Source organism: Gordonia phthalatica (assembly GCF_001305675.1).
Lineage (GTDB): Bacteria > Actinomycetota > Actinomycetes > Mycobacteriales > Mycobacteriaceae > Gordonia > Gordonia phthalatica.
The window spans coordinates 4038008-4060968 of the sequence record NZ_CP011853.1; the positions used below are offsets into that span (position 1 = coordinate 4038008).

The 22961-nt window shown below is 66.9% G+C and carries 24 protein-coding genes; 12 read left to right on the forward strand and 12 right to left on the reverse strand.

Going from position 1 to position 22961, the window contains the following annotated elements:
* Positions 1 to 5: 5 nt before the first annotated feature.
* From ACH46_RS18995 to ACH46_RS19010, 4 genes are read right to left on the reverse strand one after another with little or no spacing between them, the layout of a single operon-like run.
* Complete coding sequence (locus tag ACH46_RS18995; RefSeq protein ID WP_062394325.1) at positions 6 to 1214, reverse strand: acetate kinase; 1209 nt, start codon at positions 1212 to 1214, stop codon at positions 6 to 8.
* Positions 1211 to 3319: a phosphate acetyltransferase gene (pta, locus tag ACH46_RS19000; protein WP_062394327.1), complete on the reverse strand. Its 2109-nt coding sequence runs from the start codon at positions 3317 to 3319 to the stop codon at positions 1211 to 1213. Before pta ends, ACH46_RS18995 begins: the two co-directional genes overlap by 4 nt.
* A gap of 29 nt (positions 3320 to 3348) precedes the next feature.
* Positions 3349 to 3897, reverse strand: coding sequence for a TetR/AcrR family transcriptional regulator (locus ACH46_RS19005; protein ID WP_062394328.1), 549 nt, complete (start codon positions 3895 to 3897; stop codon positions 3349 to 3351).
* Between the two features lie 46 nt (positions 3898 to 3943).
* Positions 3944 to 4363: a DUF5709 domain-containing protein gene (locus ACH46_RS19010; protein ID WP_062394330.1), complete on the reverse strand. Its 420-nt coding sequence runs from the start codon at positions 4361 to 4363 to the stop codon at positions 3944 to 3946.
* Positions 4364 to 4586: 223 nt separating this feature from the next.
* Between ACH46_RS19010 and metA the strand changes: the two genes are divergently transcribed.
* Positions 4587 to 5510, forward strand: coding sequence for a homoserine O-acetyltransferase MetA (metA, locus tag ACH46_RS19015; RefSeq protein ID WP_062394332.1), 924 nt, complete (start codon positions 4587 to 4589; stop codon positions 5508 to 5510).
* Positions 5511 to 5537: 27 nt separating this feature from the next.
* Here metA and ACH46_RS19020 read toward each other — a convergent pair whose 3' ends face one another.
* A complete protein-coding gene (locus ACH46_RS19020; RefSeq protein WP_062394334.1) occupies positions 5538 to 6458 on the reverse strand; it encodes a cation diffusion facilitator family transporter in 921 nt (306 codons plus the stop codon).
* A gap of 77 nt (positions 6459 to 6535) precedes the next feature.
* Here ACH46_RS19020 and ACH46_RS19025 point away from each other — a divergent pair, with 77 nt between their 5' ends.
* Positions 6536 to 7105, forward strand: a complete 570-nt coding sequence (locus ACH46_RS19025; protein ID WP_062394336.1) for a hypothetical protein — start codon at positions 6536 to 6538, stop codon at positions 7103 to 7105.
* 17 nt (positions 7106 to 7122) lie between these two features.
* On the opposite strand, the gene ACH46_RS19030 is transcribed toward ACH46_RS19025, so the two are convergent.
* A complete protein-coding gene (locus ACH46_RS19030) occupies positions 7123 to 7719 on the reverse strand; it encodes an HdeD family acid-resistance protein (RefSeq protein ID WP_062394337.1) in 597 nt (198 codons plus the stop codon).
* 24 nt (positions 7720 to 7743) lie between these two features.
* On the opposite strand from ACH46_RS19030, the gene ACH46_RS19035 reads away from it, so the two are divergent.
* Both ACH46_RS19035 and ACH46_RS19040 read left to right on the forward strand, forming a co-directional pair.
* Positions 7744 to 8583, forward strand: a complete 840-nt coding sequence (locus ACH46_RS19035; protein WP_062394339.1) for an acyl-CoA thioesterase domain-containing protein — start codon at positions 7744 to 7746, stop codon at positions 8581 to 8583.
* A gap of 81 nt (positions 8584 to 8664) precedes the next feature.
* Positions 8665 to 8883 carry a hypothetical protein gene (locus tag ACH46_RS19040; protein ID WP_062394341.1) on the forward strand — a complete coding sequence of 73 codons (219 nt, stop codon included), beginning with the start codon at positions 8665 to 8667 and terminating at the stop codon, positions 8881 to 8883.
* Here ACH46_RS19040 and ACH46_RS19045 read toward each other — a convergent pair.
* Positions 8846 to 10027 carry a phosphatase PAP2 family protein gene (locus tag ACH46_RS19045; RefSeq protein ID WP_417935308.1) on the reverse strand — a complete coding sequence of 394 codons (1182 nt, stop codon included), beginning with the start codon at positions 10025 to 10027 and terminating at the stop codon, positions 8846 to 8848. The two genes, ACH46_RS19040 and ACH46_RS19045, sit on opposite strands and share 38 nt — an antisense overlap.
* Positions 10028 to 10189: 162 nt before the next feature.
* Here ACH46_RS19045 and ACH46_RS19050 point away from each other — a divergent pair, with 162 nt between their 5' ends.
* Both ACH46_RS19050 and ACH46_RS19055 read left to right on the forward strand, forming a co-directional pair.
* Entirely contained in the window at positions 10190 to 10957 is a 768-nt protein-coding gene (locus ACH46_RS19050; RefSeq protein ID WP_062394345.1) for a deoxyribonuclease IV, read from the forward strand.
* Positions 10958 to 11126: 169 nt separating this feature from the next.
* Positions 11127 to 12953 carry an acyl-CoA dehydrogenase gene (locus ACH46_RS19055; protein WP_062394346.1) on the forward strand — a complete coding sequence of 609 codons (1827 nt, stop codon included), beginning with the start codon at positions 11127 to 11129 and terminating at the stop codon, positions 12951 to 12953.
* Between the two features lie 244 nt (positions 12954 to 13197).
* On the opposite strand, the gene ACH46_RS19060 is transcribed toward ACH46_RS19055, so the two are convergent.
* A complete protein-coding gene (locus ACH46_RS19060) occupies positions 13198 to 13494 on the reverse strand; it encodes an ArsR/SmtB family transcription factor (protein ID WP_062395646.1) in 297 nt (98 codons plus the stop codon).
* Between the two features lie 95 nt (positions 13495 to 13589).
* On the opposite strand from ACH46_RS19060, the gene ACH46_RS19065 reads away from it, so the two are divergent.
* From ACH46_RS19065 to ACH46_RS19075, 3 genes are all read left to right on the forward strand, one after another.
* Positions 13590 to 14828: an MFS transporter gene (locus tag ACH46_RS19065; RefSeq protein ID WP_062394348.1), complete on the forward strand. Its 1239-nt coding sequence runs from the start codon at positions 13590 to 13592 to the stop codon at positions 14826 to 14828.
* A 385-nt stretch (positions 14829 to 15213) separates the two neighbouring features.
* Positions 15214 to 15705: a MaoC family dehydratase gene (locus tag ACH46_RS19070; RefSeq protein WP_062394349.1), complete on the forward strand. Its 492-nt coding sequence runs from the start codon at positions 15214 to 15216 to the stop codon at positions 15703 to 15705.
* A gap of 198 nt (positions 15706 to 15903) precedes the next feature.
* Positions 15904 to 17442 carry a PHA/PHB synthase family protein gene (locus tag ACH46_RS19075; protein ID WP_226995686.1) on the forward strand — a complete coding sequence of 513 codons (1539 nt, stop codon included), beginning with the start codon at positions 15904 to 15906 and terminating at the stop codon, positions 17440 to 17442.
* 80 nt (positions 17443 to 17522) lie between these two features.
* Here the strand turns inward: ACH46_RS19075 and ACH46_RS19080 are convergent, their stop codons facing one another.
* Complete coding sequence (locus ACH46_RS19080) at positions 17523 to 18206, reverse strand: hypothetical protein (RefSeq protein ID WP_062394353.1); 684 nt, start codon at positions 18204 to 18206, stop codon at positions 17523 to 17525.
* A 328-nt stretch (positions 18207 to 18534) separates the two neighbouring features.
* Between ACH46_RS19080 and ACH46_RS19085 the strand changes: the two genes are divergently transcribed.
* Positions 18535 to 18813 carry a hypothetical protein gene (locus tag ACH46_RS19085; protein WP_062394354.1) on the forward strand — a complete coding sequence of 93 codons (279 nt, stop codon included), beginning with the start codon at positions 18535 to 18537 and terminating at the stop codon, positions 18811 to 18813.
* Between the two features lie 76 nt (positions 18814 to 18889).
* On the opposite strand, the gene ACH46_RS19090 is transcribed toward ACH46_RS19085, so the two are convergent.
* Both ACH46_RS19090 and ACH46_RS19095 read right to left on the reverse strand, forming a co-directional pair.
* Positions 18890 to 19261: a helix-turn-helix domain-containing protein gene (locus tag ACH46_RS19090; RefSeq protein WP_062394355.1), complete on the reverse strand. Its 372-nt coding sequence runs from the start codon at positions 19259 to 19261 to the stop codon at positions 18890 to 18892.
* 38 nt (positions 19262 to 19299) lie between these two features.
* The gene (locus ACH46_RS19095) at positions 19300 to 19818 is read right to left on the reverse strand and encodes a glycine cleavage system transcriptional repressor (protein ID WP_062394357.1); all 519 of its coding nucleotides are present in this window, start codon (positions 19816 to 19818) and stop codon (positions 19300 to 19302) included.
* Between the two features lie 121 nt (positions 19819 to 19939).
* Between ACH46_RS19095 and ACH46_RS19100 the strand changes: the two genes are divergently transcribed.
* Positions 19940 to 21508 carry an MFS transporter gene (locus tag ACH46_RS19100; RefSeq protein ID WP_062394362.1) on the forward strand — a complete coding sequence of 523 codons (1569 nt, stop codon included), beginning with the start codon at positions 19940 to 19942 and terminating at the stop codon, positions 21506 to 21508.
* Positions 21459 to 22043, forward strand: coding sequence for a TetR/AcrR family transcriptional regulator (locus ACH46_RS19105; RefSeq protein ID WP_062394364.1), 585 nt, complete (start codon positions 21459 to 21461; stop codon positions 22041 to 22043). Before ACH46_RS19100 ends, ACH46_RS19105 begins: the two co-directional genes overlap by 50 nt.
* Positions 22044 to 22128: 85 nt before the next feature.
* Here the strand turns inward: ACH46_RS19105 and ACH46_RS19110 are convergent, their stop codons facing one another.
* Positions 22129 to 22905 (reverse strand): SDR family NAD(P)-dependent oxidoreductase, encoded by a 777-nt coding sequence (locus ACH46_RS19110; protein ID WP_062394365.1) that lies wholly within the window; start codon positions 22903 to 22905, stop codon positions 22129 to 22131.
* Positions 22906 to 22961 lie beyond the last annotated feature (56 nt).

The window sequence follows — 22961 nt, forward strand, 5'->3', positions numbered from 1 at the left end:
TCGCGTCACGCCGGGTACGCGACCTCCATCGCCTGCCGGGCGATCGCCAGCTCCTCGTTGGTCGGGACCACGAGCACCGTGATGGTCGACGCGTCGGTGGAGATGACGCGCGGCTCCTTGGAGCGGATCGCGTTGCGCTCGGCGTCGATCTCGATGCCGTAGTTCTCCAGGCCGGCGAGGGAGTCGGCGCGGACCGGGGCCGCGTTCTCACCGACGCCCGCGGTGAAGACGATGGTGTCGACGCGGCCGAGTTCGACCATGTACGCGCCGATGTAGCGGCGGAGCCTGTGCAGGTAGACGTCGTACGCGAGCTGCGCGGCCTCGTCGCCGCCGTCCGCGCGTTCGAGGACCGAGCGGAAGTCGTTCTCGCCGCACAGGCCCTTGAGTCCCGACTTCTTGTTGAAGAGGGTGTCGATGTCGTCGATCGACATGCCCGCGACGCGGGAGAGCTGGAAGACGATGCCCGCGTCGATGTCGCCGGTGCGGGTACCCATCACGAGGCCCTCGAGCGGGGTCATGCCCATCGTGGTGTCGATCGGTTTTCCGCCGGCCACCGCGGACATCGACGCGCCGTTGCCGAGGTGCAGGACGATCTGGTTGAGATCGGCGTACTCGCGGTCGAGGGTCTCGGCGGTCTTGCGGGACACGTACTCGTGGCTGGTGCCGTGGAAGCCGTAGCGGCGGATCGCGTACTGGGCCGCCACCTCGGCGTCGAGCGCGTAGGTCGACGCCGCTGCGGGCAGGTCGTGGAAGAATGCGGTGTCGAAGACTGCGACCGCCGGGACGTCGGGCAGCAGCGCGGTGACGGCGTTGACGCCGACCAGGTTCGCCGGGTTGTGCAGTGGCGCGAGCGGTCCGAGACGTTCGATCTCCGAGCGGACCTCCGCGTCGATGAGGGTGGGCGCGAAGAACGACCGCCCGCCGTGCGCCACCCGGTGTCCCACCGCGGCCAGGCCGGAGTCGGCGATGTCGACGCCGTCGGACCGGAACAGTTCGAGGACCTTCGCGATGGCCGCCTCGTGGTCGGGCAGCACACCCTCCACCACGACGTCGTGCCCGCGGTACCAGTGCTTGATGCGCGAGGTGCTCTCACCGATCTGCTCGGCGAGCCCGTCGGCGATCACCTCCTCGGTGGTCGGTTCCAGGACCTGGTACTTCAGGGACGACGACCCGGCGTTGACCACCAGGACGCTGCCGTCGATGCGTTCGGTCATGCGTTGTGCTCCTCGGAAGGTCGAGCGTTCTTGTTGTTCTGCGCCTGGATGGCGGTGATGGCGACGGTGTTGACGATGTCGGAGACCAGCGCGCCGCGGGAGAGGTCGTTCATCGGCTTGTTGAGACCCTGCAGCACGGGGCCGACGGCGATGGCGCCGGCGCTGCGCTGCACCGCCTTGTAGGTGTTGTTGCCGGTGTTGAGGTCCGGGAAGATCAGGACCGTCGCCTGACCGGCGACTGGGGAGTCCGGCATCTTCGACGCAGCCACGGTCGGTTCGACGGCCGCGTCGTACTGGATGGGACCCTCCACCAGGAGGTCGGGCGCCTTCTCGCGGACGATGGCGGTCGCGGCCGCCACCTTGTCGACGTCCTTGCCGGAGCCGGAGCCGCCGGTGGAGTACGAGAGGAGCGCGACGCGCTGCTCGATCCCGAAGGCTGCCGCGGTCTGGGCCGACTGCATGGCGATGTCGGCGAGTTCCTCGGCGGTCGGATCGGGGACGATCGCGCAGTCACCGTAGACGAGGACCTCGTCCGCCAGGCACATGAAGAACACGCTCGACACGGTGGAGACGCCGGGCACCGTCTTGATGATCTCGAACGCCGGGCGGATGGTCTGGGCGGTGGTGTGCGCGGCGCCGGACACCATGCCGTCGACGCGGCCGGTGTGCAGCAGCATGGTGCCGAAGTACGACTCGTCGCGCACCACCTCCGACGCACGCTCGAGGGTCATGCCCTTGTGCTTGCGCAGCTCCACGTAGAGCGGGGCGAACTCGTCGGCCAGCGGCGACGTGGCCGGGTCGATGATCTCCACATCCGACAGGTCGATGCCGAGTTCGCTCGCCCGGCGGAGGACCGCGTCCGGGTCGCCGAGGAGGGTCAGCTTCGCGACGCTGCGGCGGATCAGGCGTTCGGCGGCGCGGAGGATGCGGTCGTCGTTGCCCTCGGGGAGGACGATGCGCTGCGGGTCGGACTTGGCCTGCTTGATCAGCTGGTACTCGAACATCTGCGGCGTCATGACCTCCGGCTTGTGGAGGTCGAGCTCGGCGATCAGCTCCGCCGGCGACACGTACTTCTCCATGAGGCCGATCGCCGCGTCGATCTTGCTGAACGAGCCGCGCGCCATGGCGCCGCGGGTGTTGGACGCGATCCGCGCGGTCTCGTAGGTCCCGTGCTCGCATGCGATGATCGGCAGCGTGGGCCGGAGGCCCTTGACGAGGGCGTCGATCATCGGATGCGGTCGGAGGCCGCCGTTGATGACGATGCCCGCCAGGCGCGGGAAGCCGGCGGCCGCGTCGGCGTTGACGAGGGCCAACAGAACGTCGGAGCGGTCGGCGGGGGCGATCACGACGAGGGACTCGCTGAGGCGCTCCAGGATGTGTTCGACGGTCATGCCGCCGACCATCACGTCCAGCGCCTCGCGGTCCATGAGGTCCAGGTCGCCGGAGTAGCGGGTGCCGTCGAGGGCGTCGCACAGTTCGGCCATGGTCGGAGCGACGAGCAGCGGTTCCTCGGGCAGGGCCCACGACTTGATGCCGGTCCCCTGCAGGGCTGCGGCGACGGCCGTACGACGGTCGGGATTGCAGCGGTTGGCGACGATGCCGACGGTGCTGGCGTGCGCGGTCTTGATGTCGGCCAGGAGCAGGTCGGCGACCGCCTTCACTTCTGCGGGCGTGCGGTCGTAGGCCTTGACCACCAGGATGATCGGCGCGGACAGGTTGGCGGCGATACGAGCGTTGAAGCTGAGCTCCGACGGCGACGCGACGTCGGTGTAGTCGGAGCCGATCACCAGCACGTTGTCGCACTGTTCGGCGACGGCGTGGTAGCGGGCGACGATCTCGCCGATCGCCGCGTCGGGGTCGGCGTGGACGTCGTCGTAGTGGACGCCGATGCACTGCTCGTAGGGGATCTCGACCGACGCGTACTGGTGCAGGAGGTCGAGGATGTAGTCGCCCTCGTCGGCGGTGCCGCGGGAGATGGGGCGGAAGACGCCGACCCGGCCTCCGGCCGCGGTGAGGACCATCAGCGCACCGAGCGCGACCGTCGATTTTCCGGTGTCACCTTCCGCCGACGCGACGTAGATGCTGCGGGCGCTCGTGCCTGTCATGAGTCATGACATTACTGGGTTCACAGCGGTCACCGTATGACGGCGCGCACCACCAGGTCGGCGATCTCGTCGTCGGTCAGAGTGCCTTCGGGAACCAGCATGCAGGAGTAGACGATTCGGACGATGAACTCGCTGCCGGCCCGCGGATTCGGGTACAGCACCGCCACCTCGTCGGGTTCGGCGTCGGGCAGCGTCGCGTCGACGATGAGGGCGATCAGCGACGGGCGGTCGGAGTCCTTGGTGCTGATGAGGGCGCGCACCACTTCTTCGGGCTCGTTGCGCAGGACGTACTGGAGCGCCTCGTGCTCGCGGATGTACTGCAAGCTGGCCTTGACGCGTTCGCGGACTCGTTCGGCGGGGTCGTCGTACTGCTGCCCCCACGTGTGGAGATGGACGCGGAGCTGCTCCAGTTCGCGCGCCATGATGGCGGCGACGAGCGCGTCGCGGCCGCCGAACATGCGGTAGGCGGTGGCGCGTGCGACGCCCGCCTGCCTGGCCACCGACGTCAAACTGAGAGCCTTGGCGCCGAAGCGCGACACCAGGGCCACTCCGACGTCCACCATCCGGTCACGATCCATGGATAAACGGTATCGAACCGGGGGCGGGAGTCTTCGGCAGTCGCCGTCATTCCCCGTCGATGTAATGCATCGCCGCCTCTTCAGCCGAGGCACCTGCCCCGTCGACACCCGCATCGGTCGCGAGGAGTTGATTGTCGACGTCGGGGCCGTAGCCGGCGTCGGGCGCGATCAGCCGACCGGCGCGGTGGCGGCCGACTTCGGCGCGGGAGGGCATGTCCGGGTCGTCGTCCTCGTTCTCGTCTCCGGAGACCTCGTCATCGTCGTCGTACGACGTGTCGGGTTCCTCTTCAGCGAGGCGGGAGTCGAGGGTGTCGTGCACGCGGGCGCCGCGTGCGTAGTCGGGCGGCGAGTAGCCGCGGTCGAGGATGTCGCCGACTTCGGCGTCCTCGAGGGTGTCCCCGGGCTGCAGTTGGCCGGTGGCCTCCTGCATGTACTCACCGCCGTCGTACGAATCGCTCTCGCTCATGGATCAAGGCTAACGCCGCACGGTGGCCGACGACGTGTGTCGTGCGGTTTCCCTCACGCACCACTTCGCGTCGTCGTGCACCAGTTCTGGCTCCCGCATTGGGTCGCGACCGAGTGCGAGAGCCAGAAGTGGTGCGGCTCGGACACGAGCGATGCGAGCACCACACCGGCCCCGTACTGACCAGAGCGGACACCCGAATCACCCACAGTGGCACTATTGAGTCATGCCGGTGAACATTCCGCGGGACCTTCCTGCTCGTGCGATCCTCGAGGACGAGGGCATCTTCGTGATGTCCGACGACCGCGCCCGCTCGCAGGACATCCGGCCGATGCGCATCGCGATCTTGAACCTGATGCCGACCAAGGAAGCCACCGAGACCCAGCTTCTCCGCGTCCTCGGAAGCACTCCGCTGCAGGTGGAGGTGACGCTGCTGCACATGGCCAGCCACGCGTCGCGCAACACCCCGCCCGAGCATCTCGAAGAGTTCTACACGACCTTCGAGGAGGTCGCCGACCAGTACTTCGACGGCCTGATCGTGACCGGCGCCCCGATCGAGCGACTGCAGTTCGAGGACGTCGACTACTGGCCGGAGATGGAGACCATCCTCGACTGGAGCCGCGACCACGTCTACTCGACGATGCACATCTGCTGGGGCGCGCAGGCCGGGCTGTATCACCACTACGGCGTCCCGAAGTACGAGCTTCCGGAGAAGCTGTCGGGCATCTTCGAGCACCGCGTCCTGCAGCCTCACTCGGCGCTGCTGCGGGGACTCGACGACACGCTGACCGTGCCGCAGTCGCGCCACACCGACGTGCACGCCGAGGACATCGAGGCGACGGGTGCCGTCGATGTGCTGGTGGTCGGCGACGACGCAGGCGTCCTGCTGGCCGCGACCCCGGATCTACGGCAGGTGTTCATCACCGGCCACCCCGAGTACGACCGCGACACCCTGGACCGCGAGTACAAGCGGGACACCGAGGCCGGGATGAATCCGCAGCTGCCGGCCCACTACTACCCGAACGACGACCCGTCGCAGGCCCCGAAGGTGACGTGGCGCAGCTACGGCGTCATGGTCTACGCGAACTGGCTCAACCACTGCGTGTACCAGCAGGTCCCGTTCGAGCAGACGCTCTTGAAGAAGGACTGACCGCCCCGCCTAGCTGTACAACACGGTCTACCGCCGCCAGGACTCGTAACTGCGCGGATCCTCGATCGGCTCCAGGTGAATGGTGGGCCGCAGATCCTCGACGGCCTGGTGCAGCGAGGTCTCGACCTCTTCGAGGAGGTCGTGTCCGCGCTGCACGGTCCACTCGCCCGGCACCAGCATGTGCAGCTGCACGAAGCGCAGGTGTCCGGCTTCGCGGGTGCGGACATCGTGGAAGTCGACGCCGTCGCCCCGATAGCGATCGAGCACGGCGTCGACAGCGGCACGCTGCTCGTCGGGGATGGCTGTGTCCATCAGGCCCATCGTGGAAGCGCGCATCAGCTTGTAGCCGACGAAGATGATGTTGACGGCGACGATGATCGCGATGACCGGATCCAGCCTGCTCCAGCCGGTCAGGTAGACGGCGCCGACGCCGACGATGACGCCCGCGGTGGTCCACACGTCGGTCATCAGGTGCTTGCCGTCGGCTTCAAGGGTCAGCGACCGGAACTTCCGACCGACGCGCATCAGCTGCCACGCGACGAGTCCGTTGATCACCGATGCGAGGACCGAGACCGCGAGACCGAAGCCGACCTGTTCCAGATCGCGCGGATTGAACAGGCGGTCGACGGCAGTGACGATGATGACGATCGCCGCGATCACGATCATGACGCCCTCGATGACGGCGGAGAAGTACTCGCTCTTCACGTGTCCGAAGTTGTGGTCGTCGTCGGCGGGCTTCGCCGCGATCCGGAGCGCGAAGAAGGCGACGACCGCGGCCACGAGGTTGACGACGGACTCGGCGGCGTCGGACAGCAGACCGACCGACCCGGTGAGCTGCCACGCGAACATCTTCAGCGCGATGACGACGATCGACGCCGCGATGCTCAGCAGCGCCCACTTGCTCAGGTCTCGGGTCTGTTGTTCGGTCACCTGTTCATCTTCGCGCATCCGCACCGGAACGGCCTCGCCGTACCGGGATCGCCGATTGCATTGAACAAATCGACTGTGACGGGGATCATAGGTGCATGCTCGACGAGTTGAACGACCAAGCCCAGGCCGACTACGACGCCGGCCAGTTCACCAGCGCGCTCGCCGGCTTCTCGGTGCTCCGAGAGATCCGTGCCCGACGCGAAGGCCCCTACTCCGTGAAGTATCTCGCGGCCATGCACGACAGCGTCCGCTGCATGTCCCAATTGGAGATGTGGTCGGACTCCGACCTCCTGTGCAGCGAGCTGCACAGCAAGTACGTCCGGACACTCGGCCGCGGTCAGTCGGTGACGGTCGACGTCGCCAAGCACTGGGCCTGGTCGATGATGCATCTGCGCGACCTCCGCGCAGCGATCGGCCTCTACCTGACGACCGCGGACGCGATGTGGGACGTCGACACCGACGGCGCCCGGCGACTGATCGGCGCCGCCGCCGCGATCCCCGCCGTCCGACCGGCCGCGATGGTCTGGAAGGGCATCGTCGACGGCGTGGCACTGCGGCACACCGACGAACTCCTCAGCGTGTTGACTGCGTGGACGTCGCGCCTGTCCGCCGAGGAGACCGTCGAGCCGACGATCACGCTCGACGGATTGGCGATGACGGCGTAGGCCGACCCGCCCGGGACTCAGTCCTCGGCAGGCGCGTCGAGTGCCTCGACCAGCTTGGCGATCTTCGCGGGGACCGTGAACAGGGTGACGATGCTGACCGCGATCAGCATGACGGCGAGGATCCACAGGATGGTGCTGAGCGTGTAGATGGCGGGCAGCGTGATCATCGCGATGCCGGCGAGAACCGACACGGCGCCGGCGAGCATGGCCAGCCAGCGCGGTCCCAGCTGCCGCGTGAGGCGGAGACCGAACAGGTCCTGGACGCCGCCGATGATCCAGCCGACGCCGATGAAGATGCCCAGCAGGGTCAACGACTTGGCCGGATTGATGGTGGCCAGGACGCCGACGGCGAGGACGATGCCGCCGAGGACGCCCAGCAGGATGCGGGCGCCGGAGGAGGCTCGGGTCACGGCGAAGGCGACGAACAGTCGGGCGAGGCCGGTGACGATCAGCGAGATGCCGAACAGCACACCCACGATCACCAACGACGCCTCGGGCCAGACCAGGGCGGCGATACCGAGGCCGATGCCCACCAGCGACGAGAAGATCACGAGAGTGCGGACGGCACCGACCGCGTCGTTCGGCAAAACGGACGGTGTTGCTTGAGTGGTCATGCACGCAGCGTAGCGTGACCGAGCATGGCGGCTAAGACCTTCTTCACGGTCGACGATTCCGGTCGATATCTTCCGACGGGCTACGCGATGGGACTGTGGGGCCCGGACGCCCTCAACGGCCCGGCCGTCTGTGCGATCGCCGTCTACGCGGCGGAGAAGGCCGGCGGGCGCGAGGACTTCACCCCCGCCCGCTTCACCCTGGAATTGTTCAAGAGCGCGCGCCGCCTGCCGATGGCGCCGTCCACCCGCACCCTGCGCGACGGTCGTCGTATCCGAGTGGTCGAGGTGTCGGTGAACCAGTACGACGGCGACGAGGAGATCCTCGTGGCGCGCGGCAACGTCGTCTTCCTGAAGCACGGCACCAATCCGCCGGGCGAGCGGTGGTCCCGACCGGCGGACGCCGACCCGTTCGTCCCGCCTGAGACCCCCGACAACCACCGTCCGTTCTTCCGGACCGACGAGCAGGACTGGTCCAGCAACCTCGCCGACTTCCAGAACTCCGATCGGCTGCGGCTCTGGACGCGCCCGTTCGCCGTGGTGGAGGGCGAGGAGCCGACGCAATTCCAGCGCGCGGTGATCGCGGCCGAGTCGACGAGTCTGGTGACCAACCTCGGCGACGGCGGCATCGGCTTCATCAACGCCGACCTGACCGTGGCCCTGGCACGACTGCCCGAGGGGGTCCGGGTGGGCCTGGCCGCCGACTCGCACATCGAGCACGCCGGCCTCTCGGTCGGGACCGCGAACCTGTACGACGAGCACGGCCAGTTCGGAGTCGGCCTGGTGACCGCCATCGACAACACCCGCGCGATGATCGACTTCGGCACCGCCATCCCCGGTACCTTCCGGGCACCCGAGTTGAGCTGACCGACTCCGTCGAACCCGGCACGCCGCCACCGTCGCGGGCGGTACGGTTCGGGCTCAGAGGGCTCGACGTCGGAGGTACGGGTGACGAACAGATATCTCAGGTACGGCGACCGCCGTTTCATCATCACGCGCGAGACCGAGGCGCGGCTGGACCGCACCTTGAAGAAGGTCTACGCCAGCGGCAGCAGCGGCCACGAGTGGCTGAACCTCTATCCGGACAGCGAGGCGCAGTGCCGTCTCCTGATCGCTGCGGGCGTGCCGATCACGATCGAGACGGAGCCTGCGTTCGATCCGCGCTGACCGCGGCGGCCGCTTCCCGTTCCGCGTCGCGTCGCGCATTCCGCGGCAGGATGTACCGCTTGTCGACGATGCGATAGGTCGCGTAGACGAGGGCGGCCAGTCCCCAGCCGAGGAGGACGTCGAAGACGTAGTGTTCGGCCGTGTAGACCAGCGCGAAGGCCATGACGACGGCGTACGCGGTGAACAGCGTCTTGCCGAGCCACCGGGTCCGCGGCCACATGAACAGCGCGAGCAGCGCGGTGAGACCCGCGTGCAGCGAGGGGATGGCGGCGACGAGATTCGATTTGGTCTGACCGAAGCGGATGGCCCGCAGCACCATATCGAGGTGCAGGACGCCCCATCCGCGGCTGGAGATCCGCTCCACGTAGGGCTCTGCGCCCGGGTGTTCGGGTTCCACCTGCCCGAGCAGGTTGTCGTCGACGACGCCGTACGGGTTGTACATGCACGGCGGGTCGTGCGGATGGTCGGCGACCTGCGCGGCGGTGCACTTGGACGCCGCCCACGGCGGTGCGGCGGGAACCAGCGTGTAGCCGACGAGGCCGAGGAAGCTGACCGCGATGAAGCACGCGGCGAAGCGGCGCCAGACGGCGCGGTCGCGCACCCACAGCACGGCGGCGGTGGCGTACGGGACGATGAAGTACGACATGTAGACGACGCTGGTGACGACCTCCCACCAGGGTGGACTCGCCTGCTTCAGGTGCGACTGCAGCCAGACCGTCGGGTTGACGCCGAACATCAGGTGATCGACGTCGGGGGCGAGGGTCCAGTGGGTCGGCATGTCGAGCCAGACCGCGACGTTCCGCGTCCAGTCGTAGAGCATCAGGATCAGGACGAACGGCAGCCAGTCGATGAGGATCGTGATGACCCGACGACGGCCGACTGTCGCGGCGGCCATGCCGAACGCCAGGAAGAAGATGAGGCTGGTCCGGTCGGCGGCGATGCCCTGGTTCCAGAAGTAGATACCCAGCGAGACCGCCCAGAGCGTCAGCAGGATCCGGCGGATGAGCCGGTAGTCGCGGACCTTCTCCTCGACGACCTCGATCACCGGTTCGGCAGGCCTGTCGTCGTGCGGTGCGGCGGATTCCTCGGGTTCGGGCCGGTCGATCTCCGGGTCGCTCGACGACGTCGAATCCGTCGTGTTCAGACTCACGAGGCGTCCTCCCGTTCCCGCCCGGCAGAAGCCGACCGCACCACCAGACCCTAGTAGGAGTTCACCTCCGATTCACCGGAATGCACCTTCCGGTTTCCTGTGAACAATCAACTCCGACCAGGCGGTTCAGCGCGGCGATCACGATAGGGTTGGGGCATGCGTGTCGGAGCCCATCTACGCCAGGACGAGAATCCCATCGCCACCGCCGAGGATCTCGGCATCGACATCTTTCAGATGTTCGTCGCCGATCCCCAGAGTTGGAAGAAGCCGCAGCCGCACCCCCACGCCGCGGAGATCCGGGAGTCGCCGATCGACGTCGTCGTGCACTCCAGCTACCAGATCAACGTGGCGAGTCTGAACAACCGGTTGCGGATGCCCTCGCGCAAGGCGGTCGAGGAGCAGGCGAAGGCCGCCGCCGAGTTGGGCGCCATCGGCCTCGTGGTCCACGGCGGACATCTGAAGGACGGTGAGGACGCCGCGGAGGGCTTCGAGAACTGGCGGAAACTGTTCCAGCGGCAGGAGGACAAGGGCGGCTTTGGCGTCCCGATCCTGATCGAGAACACCGCGGGCGGGAACCACGCGATGGCCCGAACCCTGGAGTCGATCGAGCGCCTGTGGGACGCGGTCGGCGACTACCCGCAGGCCGGCTTCTGCCTGGACACCTGTCACGCGTGGGCGGGCGGTGAGGATCTGGTGGGGCTCGTCGAGCGGATCAAGGCCATCACCGGCCGGATCGACCTGATCCACCTGAACAATTCGCGCGACGAGTTCGACTCCGGTCGAGACCGCCACGCGAACCTGGAGTCCGGGCAGATCGACGCCGATGTGCTCGCCGAACTGATGAAGACGGCCGACGCCCCCGGGGTGCTGGAGACGCCTGCCGACGGGATCGCCGCGGACCTGGAGTACCTGCGGTCGCACTGACCAGCGCGTCCCGCTTGCATTTGTTAGCGGGACCACACGACAGCATATTGTTCCCGACGCATGAGGCCGGTACTCTAGCTATAGTTACCGGCAAGTAACATAGCTCCGTGTCAGCCGCCGGAGCACTTGACCGGACAACGATCTCCACATACAGCGAGTAAGGAAAACCATGGGCCATTACAAGTCCAACCTGCGCGACCTGCACTTCAACCTCTTCGAGATGTACGAGCTCGACAAGGTGCTCGAGACCGGAGAGTTCGGCGACCTCGACCATGAGACCGCCGTCGATATGCTCCGTGAGGTCCGCACCCTCGCCGAGGGCCCCATCGCCGAGTCGTTCACCGACACCGACCGCAACCCGCCGGTCTTCGATCCGGAGAACCACACCGTCACCATCCCCGAGGGCTTCAAGAAGAGCTACAACGCCTTCATCGACGCCGGCTGGGACAAGGTCGGCGTCGACGAGGAGCTCGGCGGCCTGCCCGCCCCCCGCTCGCTGTACTGGGCGCTCGGCGAGATGATCCTCGGCGCCAACCCGCCGATCTTCATGTACGCCGCCGGTTCGGGCTTCTCGAACATCTTCTACGACAACGGCACCGACGAGCAGAAGAAGTGGGCCGCCATCTGCGCCGAGCGCGGCTGGGGCGCCACCATGGTCCTCACCGAGCCGGACGCCGGCTCCGACGTGGGCGCAGGCACCACCAAGGCCGTCAAGCAGGAAGACGGCACCTGGCACATCGAGGGCGTGAAGCGCTTCATCACCTCGGCCGATCAGGACATGACCGAGAACATCTTCCACCTGGTCCTGGCTCGCCCCGAGGGCGCCGGACCGGGCACCAAGGGCCTCTCGCTGTTCTTCGTCCCCAAGTTCCACTTCGACCACGAGACCGGCGAGCTGCAGGACCGCAACGGCGCGTTCGTCACCGGCGTCGAGCACAAGATGGGCATCAAGGCCTCGGCCACCTGTGAGGTCAGCTTCGGCCTGCACGGCACCCCGGCCAAGGGCTGGCTCGTCGGCGAGGTCCACTCCGGCATCGCCCAGATGTTCGACGTCATCGAGCACGCTCGCATGATGGTCGGCACCAAGGCCATCTCGACCCTGTCGACCGGCTACCTGAACGCTCTCGAATACGCCAAGCAGCGTGTCCAGGGCGCCGACCTGACCCAGATGATGGACAAGGCCGCCCCGCGCGTCACCATCACCCACCACCCGGACGTCCGTCGCGCCCTGCTGACCCAGAAGGCCTACGCCGAGGGTCTGCGCGCCGTGTACCTGTACACCGCGTCGCACCAGGACGCCGCCGCCGCGAAGATCGTCTCCGGCGCCGACGCCGAGCTGGCGCACAAGGTCAACGACCTGCTTCTCCCGATCGTCAAGGGCGTCGGCTCCGAGCGCGCCTACGAGAAGCTCACCGAGTCGCTGCAGACCCTGGGCGGCTCCGGCTTCCTGCAGGACTACCCGATCGAGCAGTACATCCGCGACTCCAAGATCGACTCGCTGTACGAGGGCACCACCGCCATCCAGGCGCAGGACTTCTTCTTCCGCAAGATCATCCGCGACAAGGGCCAGGCTCTGGGCCACGTCGCCGGCCAGATCCAGGACTTCATCGACAACGGCCAGGGCTTCGACGCTGAGCGCGCGCTGCTGAAGACCGCCAACGAGGACGTCCAGGCCATGGCCGCCCAGCTCACCGGCTGGCTGATGGGCGCCCAGGAGGATCCGAAGAAGCTGTACCTGATCGGCACCTCCTCGGTCCGCTTCCTGATGGCCGTCGGCGACCTCGTCATCGGCTGGCTGCTGCTGCGCCAGGCCGTCGTCGCGCAGGCTGCTCTGGACGCCGGCGCCACCGGCGACGACAAGGCCTTCTACGAGGGCAAGGTCGCCACCGGCACCTTCTTCGCGAAGAACATGCTGCCGCTGCTGACCTCGGTCCGCACCGTCATCCAGAACAACGTCGACAATGAGATCATGGAGCTCGACGAAGCCGCGTTCTGATCTGAAAAGACGCTTCGGAACTAGCGACTTCGTCGAGAGGGAGATCATGGAGCTCGACGAAGCCGCATTCTGATCTGAAAAGACGCTTCGGAACTAGCGACTTCGTCGAGAGGGAGATCATGGAGCTCGACGAAGCCGCGTTCTGATCCAGACGCATTCCGATTCAGCCCTCACCAGCTGATCTGAAGTAGAGAACCCCGCCGGGCGACCGGCGGGGTTCTCGCGTTCGGGCCTCTCCCTCCGCCTATTTGTTCGCCGCGGCCAGCACCGACGGCAGCAGGCCCGGGTACGCGTCGTCGACGGCGTCGGACCGGAGGTCGTAGCGGGCGCACTGCCCCTCGGCGATCCGCTCGACCAGTCCCGCTTCACGCAGGATCTTGAAGTGATGGCTGGCCGTCGCCTTGGTGACGGTCTCGTACAGCGCGGTGCACGCCAGCGGTTCGGTGGCGCCTGCGAGCCGTCGGACCATCTCGAGGCGGACCGGGTCGGCGAGCGCGCTCAGCACCGACTGCAGATCGGCGACGGTGTCGGTCTGGGTCATGTCGATCACTCCCGGGCAGCGATAGTTTGATGATTGTCGAACAGTCGACTACTGTCGGAACAGTTCGATTATCATCAAACATACCCGAGGACGCCATGGTCATCGAAGCCGTCGCCGAGGAGCACTCGACCCGCACCGTCCATCCGCAGCGGTGGGCCTTCCCCCTGCTGCTGGCCCTGCTCGCCCTCGCGCTGGGCTGCTCGGGCCTACCCTCGCCGCTGTACCCGATCTACCAGGCGGAGTGGGACATGAGCCCGCTGACGATCACCGTCGTCTTCGCCGTCTACGCGATCGGCGCACTGGGCGCCGCCCTGACGGTGGGACCGATCTCCGACGCTCTCGGCCGCAAGCCGGTTCTCATCACCGCACTGGTCCTGATCCTGTCGGGCCTCGTGCTGTTCCTGGTCGCGAACAGCGCCTGGGTGCTGATCATCGCCCGATTCCTGCACGGCATGGCCATAGGCACGATCACCGTGACCGCGGGTGCGGCCCTCCTCGACGTGCGCCCCTTCGCCGGGGCACGCAACGGCGTGGCCAGTGGCGTCGCCTTGAACGTCGGCATCACGATCACCGTGATCGGCGCCGCGGCGGCCGCGCAGTGGGCGTCGAACCCACTGCGGATCCCGTACGCGATCGTCGCCGGCGTGGTGGTCGTGATGCTCGTCGCGGTGATCGCCCTGGTGGAACCGCACACCGGGCGGACCGGCGGCCGGATCCGACTGCAGGCGCCGACCATCCCCCAGGAGATCCGCTCGGACTTCTGGTTCTCCGGCATCGGCATCATGACCGCGTGGTCGGTCCTCGGCGTCTTCCTGAGCCTCTACCCCGCGCTGACCCAGCATGCGACCGGCCATGAGTCGGTGATCTTCGTCGGTCTGGTGGTGGGCCTGATGGCGGCGGCCGCAGCGGTCTCGCAGTGGGTCGGCGGACGGCTGGAGCCGCGTCGCGCCGCGATCATCGGCGATGTCGGAATGGTCGTCGCGCTGCTGTGCGCCATCTGGGCGCTGAACGTCGGCTCCACCGCCTTCGTCATCCTCGACTCGATCGCTCTCGGCGCAGTGTTCGGCCTCGCCTTCGGCGGATCGCTGCGGCACCTCAACGACGTCGCCCCGCCCGATGCCCGCGGCCGCGTGATGAGCGCCTACTACCTGCTCGGCTACTTCGCGATGGGCGTGCCGACCGTCGTGGCCGGCGCGCTGGCCTCCACCTACGGCACGGCGACCATCTTCCCGTGGTTCGCGGTGGCCGTCGCCCTGGCATGCCTCGCAGCGGCCGTGCTCGGCGTTCGCGGGACGCGACAGGCGGCGATCGTGGAGTCCGACGTCCTCGGCTGACCCGGCACCCCGCCGTTCGCCGACGAACCGAACACCCCGATTCGCGCAGAAGTTCGCCCTGTCAACAGCTTTCACATATTGCCACTATTCACTACTGATGAGTAGCGCCAGATCTTCTCGTCGCAGCCCTATCACCTGCACAAACGTTACTTTCCAGTATCCGGTCAGATAGCTCACAACTATTTGTCAGCACGGTTTTCCGAACTTAGTCTTGAATCAGTCGGAATAAGAAATAGGCCCCTACCTCCCACATCGACAGAGGCCTATTCGACACAAACGCTTCCACGTTTCATGTCACCGTGGCCGACCCACGAAATTCCGGCGATCAAATGTACGACGCAGGCCTTCCCACTCAGCGGGATGAGGCCTATTCAGTGATAGGACAATGGTGACCCATTCCCTCTCGACGCCCGAATCGACCCGAACGATCGGCATCGCAGACCTACCCTCCCTCGTAGGACGACATCTGGGGACGTCCAAGCGCATCCGGATCACCCAGCAGCAGATCGACACCTTCGCCGACGCCACCGGCGACCACCAGTGGATTCACGTCGACACCGAACGTGCGGCCACCGGCCCGTTCGGCGGCACGATCGCCCACGGTTACCTCACCCTCTCACTCGCGGTACCGCTGTTCTGGGATCTGCTCCAGGTCGACGACGCCACGCAGGTCATCAACTACGGCCTGAACAAGGTGCGATTCCCCGCACCGGTCCCGGTGGACTCCGAGGTCGGAGCCGAGGCGCACGTCGTCGCCGTGGACGCCATCAAGAACGGCTGGCAGCTGACCGTCGGCCTGACCTTCACGATCGAAGGCGTCGAGCGCCCGGTATGCGTCTGCGAAATGATCATCCGCTACCTCGGCGACATCGCCTGATCACCGGATACTCGAATTTTCCCTCACCAGAACATCGTCACGAAGAGCACTGAAAACCCCATGAGCAACGCCCTCACCACTCGCATCGCAGCAGAGATCGATCCCGTCGGATATCTCGGATCCACCGTTAAGACCGCATCCAAACTCGCCGCGAATCCTCGCGGAATCGCACATGCCACAACTCGATTCACGAATCGAATGGCCACCATCCCGGTCGACTCGACCCGGGTCGCATTCGGCCTCGGAGACGTCGAGATCGACCCCGAACACGCCAAGGACCGTCGCTTCTCAGACAGCGCTTGGCGAGAGAATCCCGGCTACTTCGCGATCTGGCAGACCTACTGCGCGGCCCGCTCGTTTGCGCTCGATCTCGTCAATGCCTCGGAGGCGGAACCCCTCGACCTCGTCAAGGCCCGCACCTTCGTCGAACTGTGCGCCGACGTGCTGTCGCCGAGCAATTCCGCGCTGACCAATCCGACCGTGCTCGCCAAGGCGATCAGCACCGGTGGCAAGTCGCTCGCCCGCGGTGCGCGCTACGCGCTGTCCGACGCGATCCATCGCAAGGGCCGCCCCCTGCGCGTCGACACGGACGCTTTCACGCTCGGCAAGAACATGGCGGCCACCGAAGGCCAGGTGGTCTACCGCAACGACCTCATCGAGCTCATCCAGTACGCACCCCAGACCGACGAGGTCCACGCGACGCCGCTGCTCGCGAGTCCCCCGTGGATCAACAAGTTCTACATCATGGATCTGGCACCCGACCGCAGTCTCATCGAGTGGGCCGTCCAGCACGGACGGACCGTGTTCGCGATCTCGTACCGGAACCCCGATTCGACGATGAGATCGTTGGCGTTCGACGACTACCTCGAGCTCGGGATCCGTTCCGCGATCGACGTGATTCAGGAGATCACCGACGCGCCGAAGGTCGACGTCGTCGCCGTCTGCCTCGGCGGTGCCATGACCGCCATCGCCGCGGGGACCGGTGACGATCGGATCGGCGACCTCACCCTGATCAACACCATCCTCGACTACTCCGAGACCGGCGACCTGGGCGGGCTCACCGACGATGCGACTCTCCGGCGCCTCGAAAGCCTGATGGCCAAGAAGGGGTACCTGGACGGCGAGGACATGGCGATGACCTTCGACTCGCTCCGCGCCAACGACCTGATCTTCAGCTACTGGATCTCGCGCTGGATGCTCGGCGAGGCGCCCCCGGCGTTCGACCTGCTGGTCTGGAACGAGGACGCCACTCGGATGCCCGCGGCGATGCACAGCCAGTATCTCCGCAAGCTCTACAACGAGAATCAGCTGGCCAAGGGCGAGCTGGAGATGTGCGGCGTCGCCGTCGATCTGAAGAACTTCCAGGGAGACGTGTACATCGTCGGGGCGGAGCGGGATCACATCGTTCCGTGGACGACGTCGTACGCCGGCGCCCGGATGTTCGGGAAGAGCGCTCGGTACGTCCTCTCGAACGGCGGCCACATCGCAGGCATCGTCAGCCCGCCGAGCAAGAAGACCTGGACCGAGGCGATCGGCGCCCCCGACGCGCCTGCGCCGGACCTGCCCGCGGACGCGACGACGTGGCGGAAATCGGCCACCGTCACCGCCACCTCGTGGTGGGACGACTGGGTGCTGTGGTTCGGTGCGCGCTCCGGCGAGATGCAGGCTCCGCCCGCGATGGGCAGCGACACGCACGCCCCGATCACTCCCGCGCCCGGAACCTACGTCGGCTCCTGACGCGCTGGATTCCCTGCGCAGTACACCGTTCGGCCCCGGCGACGTTGATCGCCGGGGCCGAATAGGCGTTCAGATGCGGATCAGAGGCCGCCGAGGCTGCCGTTGCCGCCGCACTTGGTGAGGACACCGGTGGAACGGGCGGTGGTGGTCAGCGAGGTGGGAGGCGTCGCGGTAGAGGTCGCCGTGAACTCGATGACGAAGCGGTTGAGCGCACCGAGGTCACCCTTGACGGTGGTGACGGTCAGCGTGGTGCCGTTGTCGCTCCAGGCCTGATGGAGCCCCTCAGGGCCGACAGCCTTTGTCCACTTGACCGGCGCCTTGCGGTTGTCGAGCTGGTCGACGCCGAACCAGTTGTCCGTGCTCGCCTTGATCGTCGCGTTGTAGGCGTAGCCGGCAGGCAGCTTCACGACCAGCTTGTAGTTGGCGATCTCATTGTCGGTGGCCACCACGGTGCGCCACGTCATCGAGGTCATGGAGTTCCCCCACAACTGAACCTCGGTCACACCGTTGTCGCCGCGAGCCGGCGAGACACCGCTGGTGATCTCGTTCTTGACCTCGGTGCCGGACTGAGTCTTGGTGGCCGACGAGTTCCAGTCGACCTGGCAACCGGCGGTCTTGTTGGCCGGGTTGCTGTGGATGCCGATCACGTCGGCGAAGCCGGCCAGCGGGCCGGGCAGAGCCGGTGCGGCGGTGGCGGTGGCCGGTGCGACACTGGCGGCGATGGCGACCGCGGCGGCGATCGCAGCACAACGACGTTTAGACAAAACAGACTCCCATCAGAGTAAGGAACGCCCCCAGTCGAACTGCCGAGGAACAGTCCGGAATCGCTCCGAACACGCTTCCGACCCTATTCTCACGATTCCCTCGCGCCACAGCACAGAATGGTCACGACCAGGTCAGAAGCACGAATTGCGCCCAAGTGGACGACACTATATCGACGGCCGTTCCCCCATTCAGAGGGTCCGCCCATCGCCTTTCACCACTCGATCACCCCTGTGAGAACCGTCACCATGACTAGTTAGCAATCATCATGCTAACTTGTTAATCAACGACGCGGACCCCGACCGCATCGAGACACCGCAAGGAGCAATCATGACCGAGAACATCGCCACCAACGTCGCCAAGGCCTTCGACGATTCCACCAAGCAGTTCAACGACGTCCAGGCGTCGCTGCTCACCGCCGCCAAGCAGTCGGCGCTCGCCTCGATCGACGTCTACGAGAAGTCGGTCACCACCGTCCTCGACTTCCAGGAGAAGCTCGTCGAGTCGACTGGCTTCGCCGGTGCCAACGGCCTGGTGGCCGCCCAGGTCAAGCTGTTCTCCGACCTGAATGCCGCCGGCGTCTCGGCTGCACGCTCGGTCTTCGCGTAATCGCGAACCCCCGACGCCACGACGGCGCGGATCCGGATCCTTCCGGGTTCGCGCCGTCGTCGTTCTCCCGACCGGATCAGCCGTGCGTACCGCGCCGCCGGTTGCTGACGGTGACATCCTTGAAGGTCTCGTACATCTCTTCCAGCGCCGCCCGCTGCGCGCGCGTGAGGTCGGGATCGCGGCGGATCGCCGCAATCACCTCGGGCTGCCCTTCGGGATCCGAGGTCCGCGTGGACTCGGCGAGCACGTCGGCCGACAGCTTGAGGTTCTCGGCGATCGCCTCCAGCACCCGCTCACTGGGCTCGCGCAGGTTGCGCTCGATCTGCGACAGGTAGGGGTTGGAGATGCCGACCATCTCGGCGAGTCTGCGCATCGGCATCGCCGCCATCTCGCGCTGGGTGCGGATGAGTTCGCCCAGCGTGAGCGGGCGCGGGTCGCCGTCGGTCATGGTTCGATCGTAGCGAGCGCTCGTCCGACCGCTCCGGACTACTCGCCCTCGATGCCCAGGTCGACGAGCAGCTCTTCCGCGATCCGCTCCAGGTCGGCGCGGATCGTGGCCGCATCCGCGGTCGGCGGCACCAACACGTCCATCTGCGCCTCGAAGAGCATGCCTCCGGCCATCGGAGCCTCTCGGGTGCCGGTCGTCATCTTCTCGATGGTCACGCCGCTCGCACTCAACGCGGCGGAGAGTTCGTGGACGATGCCGGCACGGTCGTTGCCGAGAACACCGATGGTCAGCGAGTGCCATTCGCCGTCGCGCGCAGCACCGTCGCCACCGCTGTGCACGGCCACCTCGAGCAGTCCGTCGAGCCCGGTGACAGCAGCGATGAGAGCCTCCGCGCGCTCGTCCGGCACCGCGACGACGACGATGCCCGCGAACTTTCCGGCCAGTTGCGCAAGCTGACTGCGCTCCCAGTTCCCGCCGCCCGCCGCGACCGCGTCGGCCAACGCCGACACCAGGCCCGGACGGTCGTCACCGATCACCGACAGCACCAGATTTCGCATGCCCGAAGCATATCGAGCGAGGGCGCGACGGTGGCGACACCGAGGATTCCGACCGCCCATTGACTCTGTAAATATGAGCGTCACTATCAAATAATAGATTCTCTCACCTTAAGGGTCAGTCATGGTTCGCACTTCACGCCCCTGGCTGTCGCTGGGCGTCCTCTCGGTCGTCATGCTGGTCATCGGCTTGGACATGATGGTGCTGATGGTGGCATTGCCCGAACTGGCACGCGACCTGAACGCCACCACCGGCGACCTGCAGTGGATCACGATGGTCTATCCGCTCGCGTTGGGCGCCTTGATGATTCCCCTCGGCGCGGTCGGCGACCGCATCGGTCGCGTGCGACTGCTGAGCTGGTCCCTGCTCGGGTTCGCTGCGGCCTCGGTGTTCTGCGCACTGAGTCCGACGGTGTCGTGGTTGATCGCCGGACGCATGCTCCTCGGCGTCGCCGCCGCTGCCATCACGCCGCTGTCGATGGGCGTCCTCCCGAGCCTGTTCCCGGACCCGGACGAACGTCGGCGCGCGTTGGGGATCTGGATGGCGGCAGCGGCGGCAGGCGTGCCCATCGGCCCGATCTTCGGCGGGTTGCTCCTGCAGCACTTCTGGTGGGGATCAGCGTTCCTGATCGGCGTCCCGTTCGCCGTCGTCGCCGCCGTCTCCGCACGCGTGCTGATTCCCGAACCCCGGGAGTCGCTCGCCACCGGGCCGATCGATGTGGTCTCGGCCGTTGTTTCGACTGCGGCCTTCGGCGGCCTGGTCTATGCGTTCACCTCGGCGGGAGACGCCGGCTGGCTGTCGCCTCGATTCCTGATCGGCACGGTCGCAGCACTCGGCCTGCTCACCGCCCTGGTCCGGCGGATCCGCACGGCCGCGCACCCGCTGTTCCGCCCGGAGCTCCTCGCGAGTCGCAGCTTCCTGCTCGGCACCGCCCTGGTGTCGGCGGCGATGCTGTTGCTCGGCGGCATCACGTTTCAGTACAGCCAGTTGTTCGCGGTCGCCTTCGACGCCGACTCCCTCGGCGTCGGCCTGCGGCTGCTTCCGGTGATCGGCGGGCTGATCGTCGGCACCCGCCTCGTGGAACCGGTCGCCTCCCGGCTCGGACAGCGCGCAGCGGGCCTCGCATCGGGCCTGCTGATCGGGGTGGGTGCGTTGCTGCAGGCACTGCTGACCACCGGCGGATACGGAGTCTTCGCCGCGGTGATGGTTTTGACCGGAGTCGGCATGGGTGGACTGATTCCGTTGTCGATGGACCTGGCCGTCGGCGAAGTGGTGGGCGCCGACGCGGGTTCCGGCTCGGCCGTGCTGCAGTCTCTGCGGCAGATCGGCACCGCACTCGGCGTCGCGATCATCGGGTCGGTGAGCTCCGTGGCGTACCAGACCGGGATCGACGGCCTCCGTCTCAGCGCCCTGCCGCACGGGGTCGCGGACGCGGTCCGCGACAACGGTGTCGCCGGGGTGGCCGCCGCCCAGTCCGGTGCACCCGATCTGGTCGAACCGATCACCTCGGCGTTCCTCCGCGGCGTGTCCGCGGCCGGATGGGTCGGCGTCGGCATCGGATGCGGGTTGACGCTGCTCTGTCTGCTGCTTCCGGCACAATCGGGCCATGGACGAAGCGAATCCAACGACGACGGAGCAACCGATGGGATTGCGGGAGCGCAAGAAGCTCGCGACCCGGGTCGCCCTGCGTAAGGCGGCGTTCGACCTCTTCGCCGAACACGGATACGACGCCACGACCACCTCACAGATCGCGGCGGCCGCCGACGTCTCCCCCGCGACCTTCTTCCGGTACTTCGCGACCAAGGAGGCGTTGATCCTCGAGGACGATTACGACCCGCTGTTCCTTGCCGACACCGAACCGATCGATCCGTCGGGCAACGTTCCCGCGCAGATCCTGCGTCGCGCCGCCGACCTCTTCGACTCACTCGACGAGCCCACGCGGAGCACCGAGACCGAGCGCGCGCGACTCGTCTACTCCTCCCCCGGGCTGCGCGCCGCGCAGGTGACCTACCAGGAGAAGATGCTCGCGGCATTCGTCGAGTCGGTCACCCGACGGGCGACGGGTCCGGTCGACACCGCGGCCCTGGAGGCCGCCGTCGGAGCGACCTTCGGTGCCGTGATGACCTTCGCCGGCAGCCCGTCCGGACGCTGGCAGCTGGATTCGGCGGCGTTGCGCCGTGTCGCAGATCTCTTCGAAGCGGGACTCCGGGTGGATCGGCCGGCGTGAGCACCCGAAAGCACTTCTGCCGTTGATCGGGCCCCGCTGCGGGGCCCGATCAACGGCAGAAGATCAGATCGTCGAGAGTCCGGTGCTACTTCGGAGGCATCCGGATGCCGCCGTCGACGCGGACGACCTCGGCGTTCATGTACGAGTTGGTGATCAGCTCCTCGACCATCGAGGCGAGTTCGTCGGGCACGCCGAGACGCTTCGGGAAGAGGACGTTGGAGCCGAGGTTGGCCTTGAACGCGTCGGATTCGGGACCGGAGCCGTAGATCGGGGTGTCGATCAGGCCGGGGGCGATGCAGTTGACGCGCACGCCGACGGCCGAGAGATCGCGGGCCACCGGGAGGGTCATGCCGACGACGCCGCCCTTCGACGACGAGTAGGCGGCCTGACCGATCTGGCCGTCGAACGCGGCGACGGACGCCAGGTTGACGATGGCACCGCGCTCGCCGTTCTCGTTCGGCTCGTTGCGGCTCATGGCGGTGGCGGACAGGCGGACGCTGTCGAAGGTGCCGATCAGGTTGATCGCGATGACCTTCTTGTACAGGTCCAGGTTGTGCGCGGAGGCGAACTCGCCGTCCTTGCCGATGGTGCGCTGCGCCCAGCCGATGCCGGCGGAGTTGACGACTGCCTTCAGCGGGCCGAGTTCGACGGCCTTGTTGACGGCGGCCTCGATCTGCGCGGTGTCGGTGACGTCGACGGCAACGAAGGCGCCGCCGATCTCCTTGGCGAGCGCCTCGCCGTCTTCGGCCTTGAGGTCGGCGATGACGACCTTGGCGCCTCGTGCGGCGAGTCGGCGAGCCGAGGCCGCACCGATGCCCGACGCGCCGCCGGTCACGATTGCACTTGCTCCATTGATATCCATGCTGCGGAGCTTATCGTCCCGTGACCGAGCGCACATGTCCGGGGCTGGAACATGTT

What these genes read in the sequence shown, in the direction of transcription:
- ACH46_RS18995 (WP_062394325.1), bottom strand. Translation starts at nt 1,214, where the DNA reads ATGACCGAACGCATCGACGGCAGCGTCCTGGTGGTCAACGCCGGGTCG.
- pta (WP_062394327.1), bottom strand. Translation starts at nt 3,319, where the DNA reads ATGACAGGCACGAGCGCCCGCAGCATCTACGTCGCGTCGGCGGAAGGT.
- ACH46_RS19005 (WP_062394328.1), bottom strand. Translation starts at nt 3,897, where the DNA reads ATGGATCGTGACCGGATGGTGGACGTCGGAGTGGCCCTGGTGTCGCGC.
- ACH46_RS19010 (WP_062394330.1), bottom strand. Translation starts at nt 4,363, where the DNA reads ATGAGCGAGAGCGATTCGTACGACGGCGGTGAGTACATGCAGGAGGCC.
- metA (WP_062394332.1), top strand. Translation starts at nt 4,587, where the DNA reads ATGCCGGTGAACATTCCGCGGGACCTTCCTGCTCGTGCGATCCTCGAG.
- ACH46_RS19020 (WP_062394334.1), bottom strand. Translation starts at nt 6,458, where the DNA reads ATGCGCGAAGATGAACAGGTGACCGAACAACAGACCCGAGACCTGAGC.
- ACH46_RS19025 (WP_062394336.1), top strand. Translation starts at nt 6,536, where the DNA reads ATGCTCGACGAGTTGAACGACCAAGCCCAGGCCGACTACGACGCCGGC.
- ACH46_RS19030 (WP_062394337.1), bottom strand. Translation starts at nt 7,719, where the DNA reads ATGACCACTCAAGCAACACCGTCCGTTTTGCCGAACGACGCGGTCGGT.
- ACH46_RS19035 (WP_062394339.1), top strand. Translation starts at nt 7,744, where the DNA reads ATGGCGGCTAAGACCTTCTTCACGGTCGACGATTCCGGTCGATATCTT.
- ACH46_RS19050 (WP_062394345.1), top strand. Translation starts at nt 10,190, where the DNA reads ATGCGTGTCGGAGCCCATCTACGCCAGGACGAGAATCCCATCGCCACC.
- ACH46_RS19055 (WP_062394346.1), top strand. Translation starts at nt 11,127, where the DNA reads ATGGGCCATTACAAGTCCAACCTGCGCGACCTGCACTTCAACCTCTTC.
- ACH46_RS19060 (WP_062395646.1), bottom strand. Translation starts at nt 13,494, where the DNA reads ATGACCCAGACCGACACCGTCGCCGATCTGCAGTCGGTGCTGAGCGCG.
- ACH46_RS19065 (WP_062394348.1), top strand. Translation starts at nt 13,590, where the DNA reads ATGGTCATCGAAGCCGTCGCCGAGGAGCACTCGACCCGCACCGTCCAT.
- ACH46_RS19070 (WP_062394349.1), top strand. Translation starts at nt 15,214, where the DNA reads ATGGTGACCCATTCCCTCTCGACGCCCGAATCGACCCGAACGATCGGC.
- ACH46_RS19075 (WP_226995686.1), top strand. Translation starts at nt 15,904, where the DNA reads ATGGCCACCATCCCGGTCGACTCGACCCGGGTCGCATTCGGCCTCGGA.
- ACH46_RS19085 (WP_062394354.1), top strand. Translation starts at nt 18,535, where the DNA reads ATGACCGAGAACATCGCCACCAACGTCGCCAAGGCCTTCGACGATTCC.
- ACH46_RS19090 (WP_062394355.1), bottom strand. Translation starts at nt 19,261, where the DNA reads ATGACCGACGGCGACCCGCGCCCGCTCACGCTGGGCGAACTCATCCGC.
- ACH46_RS19095 (WP_062394357.1), bottom strand. Translation starts at nt 19,818, where the DNA reads ATGCGAAATCTGGTGCTGTCGGTGATCGGTGACGACCGTCCGGGCCTG.
- ACH46_RS19100 (WP_062394362.1), top strand. Translation starts at nt 19,940, where the DNA reads ATGGTTCGCACTTCACGCCCCTGGCTGTCGCTGGGCGTCCTCTCGGTC.
- ACH46_RS19105 (WP_062394364.1), top strand. Translation starts at nt 21,459, where the DNA reads ATGGGATTGCGGGAGCGCAAGAAGCTCGCGACCCGGGTCGCCCTGCGT.
- ACH46_RS19110 (WP_062394365.1), bottom strand. Translation starts at nt 22,905, where the DNA reads ATGGATATCAATGGAGCAAGTGCAATCGTGACCGGCGGCGCGTCGGGC.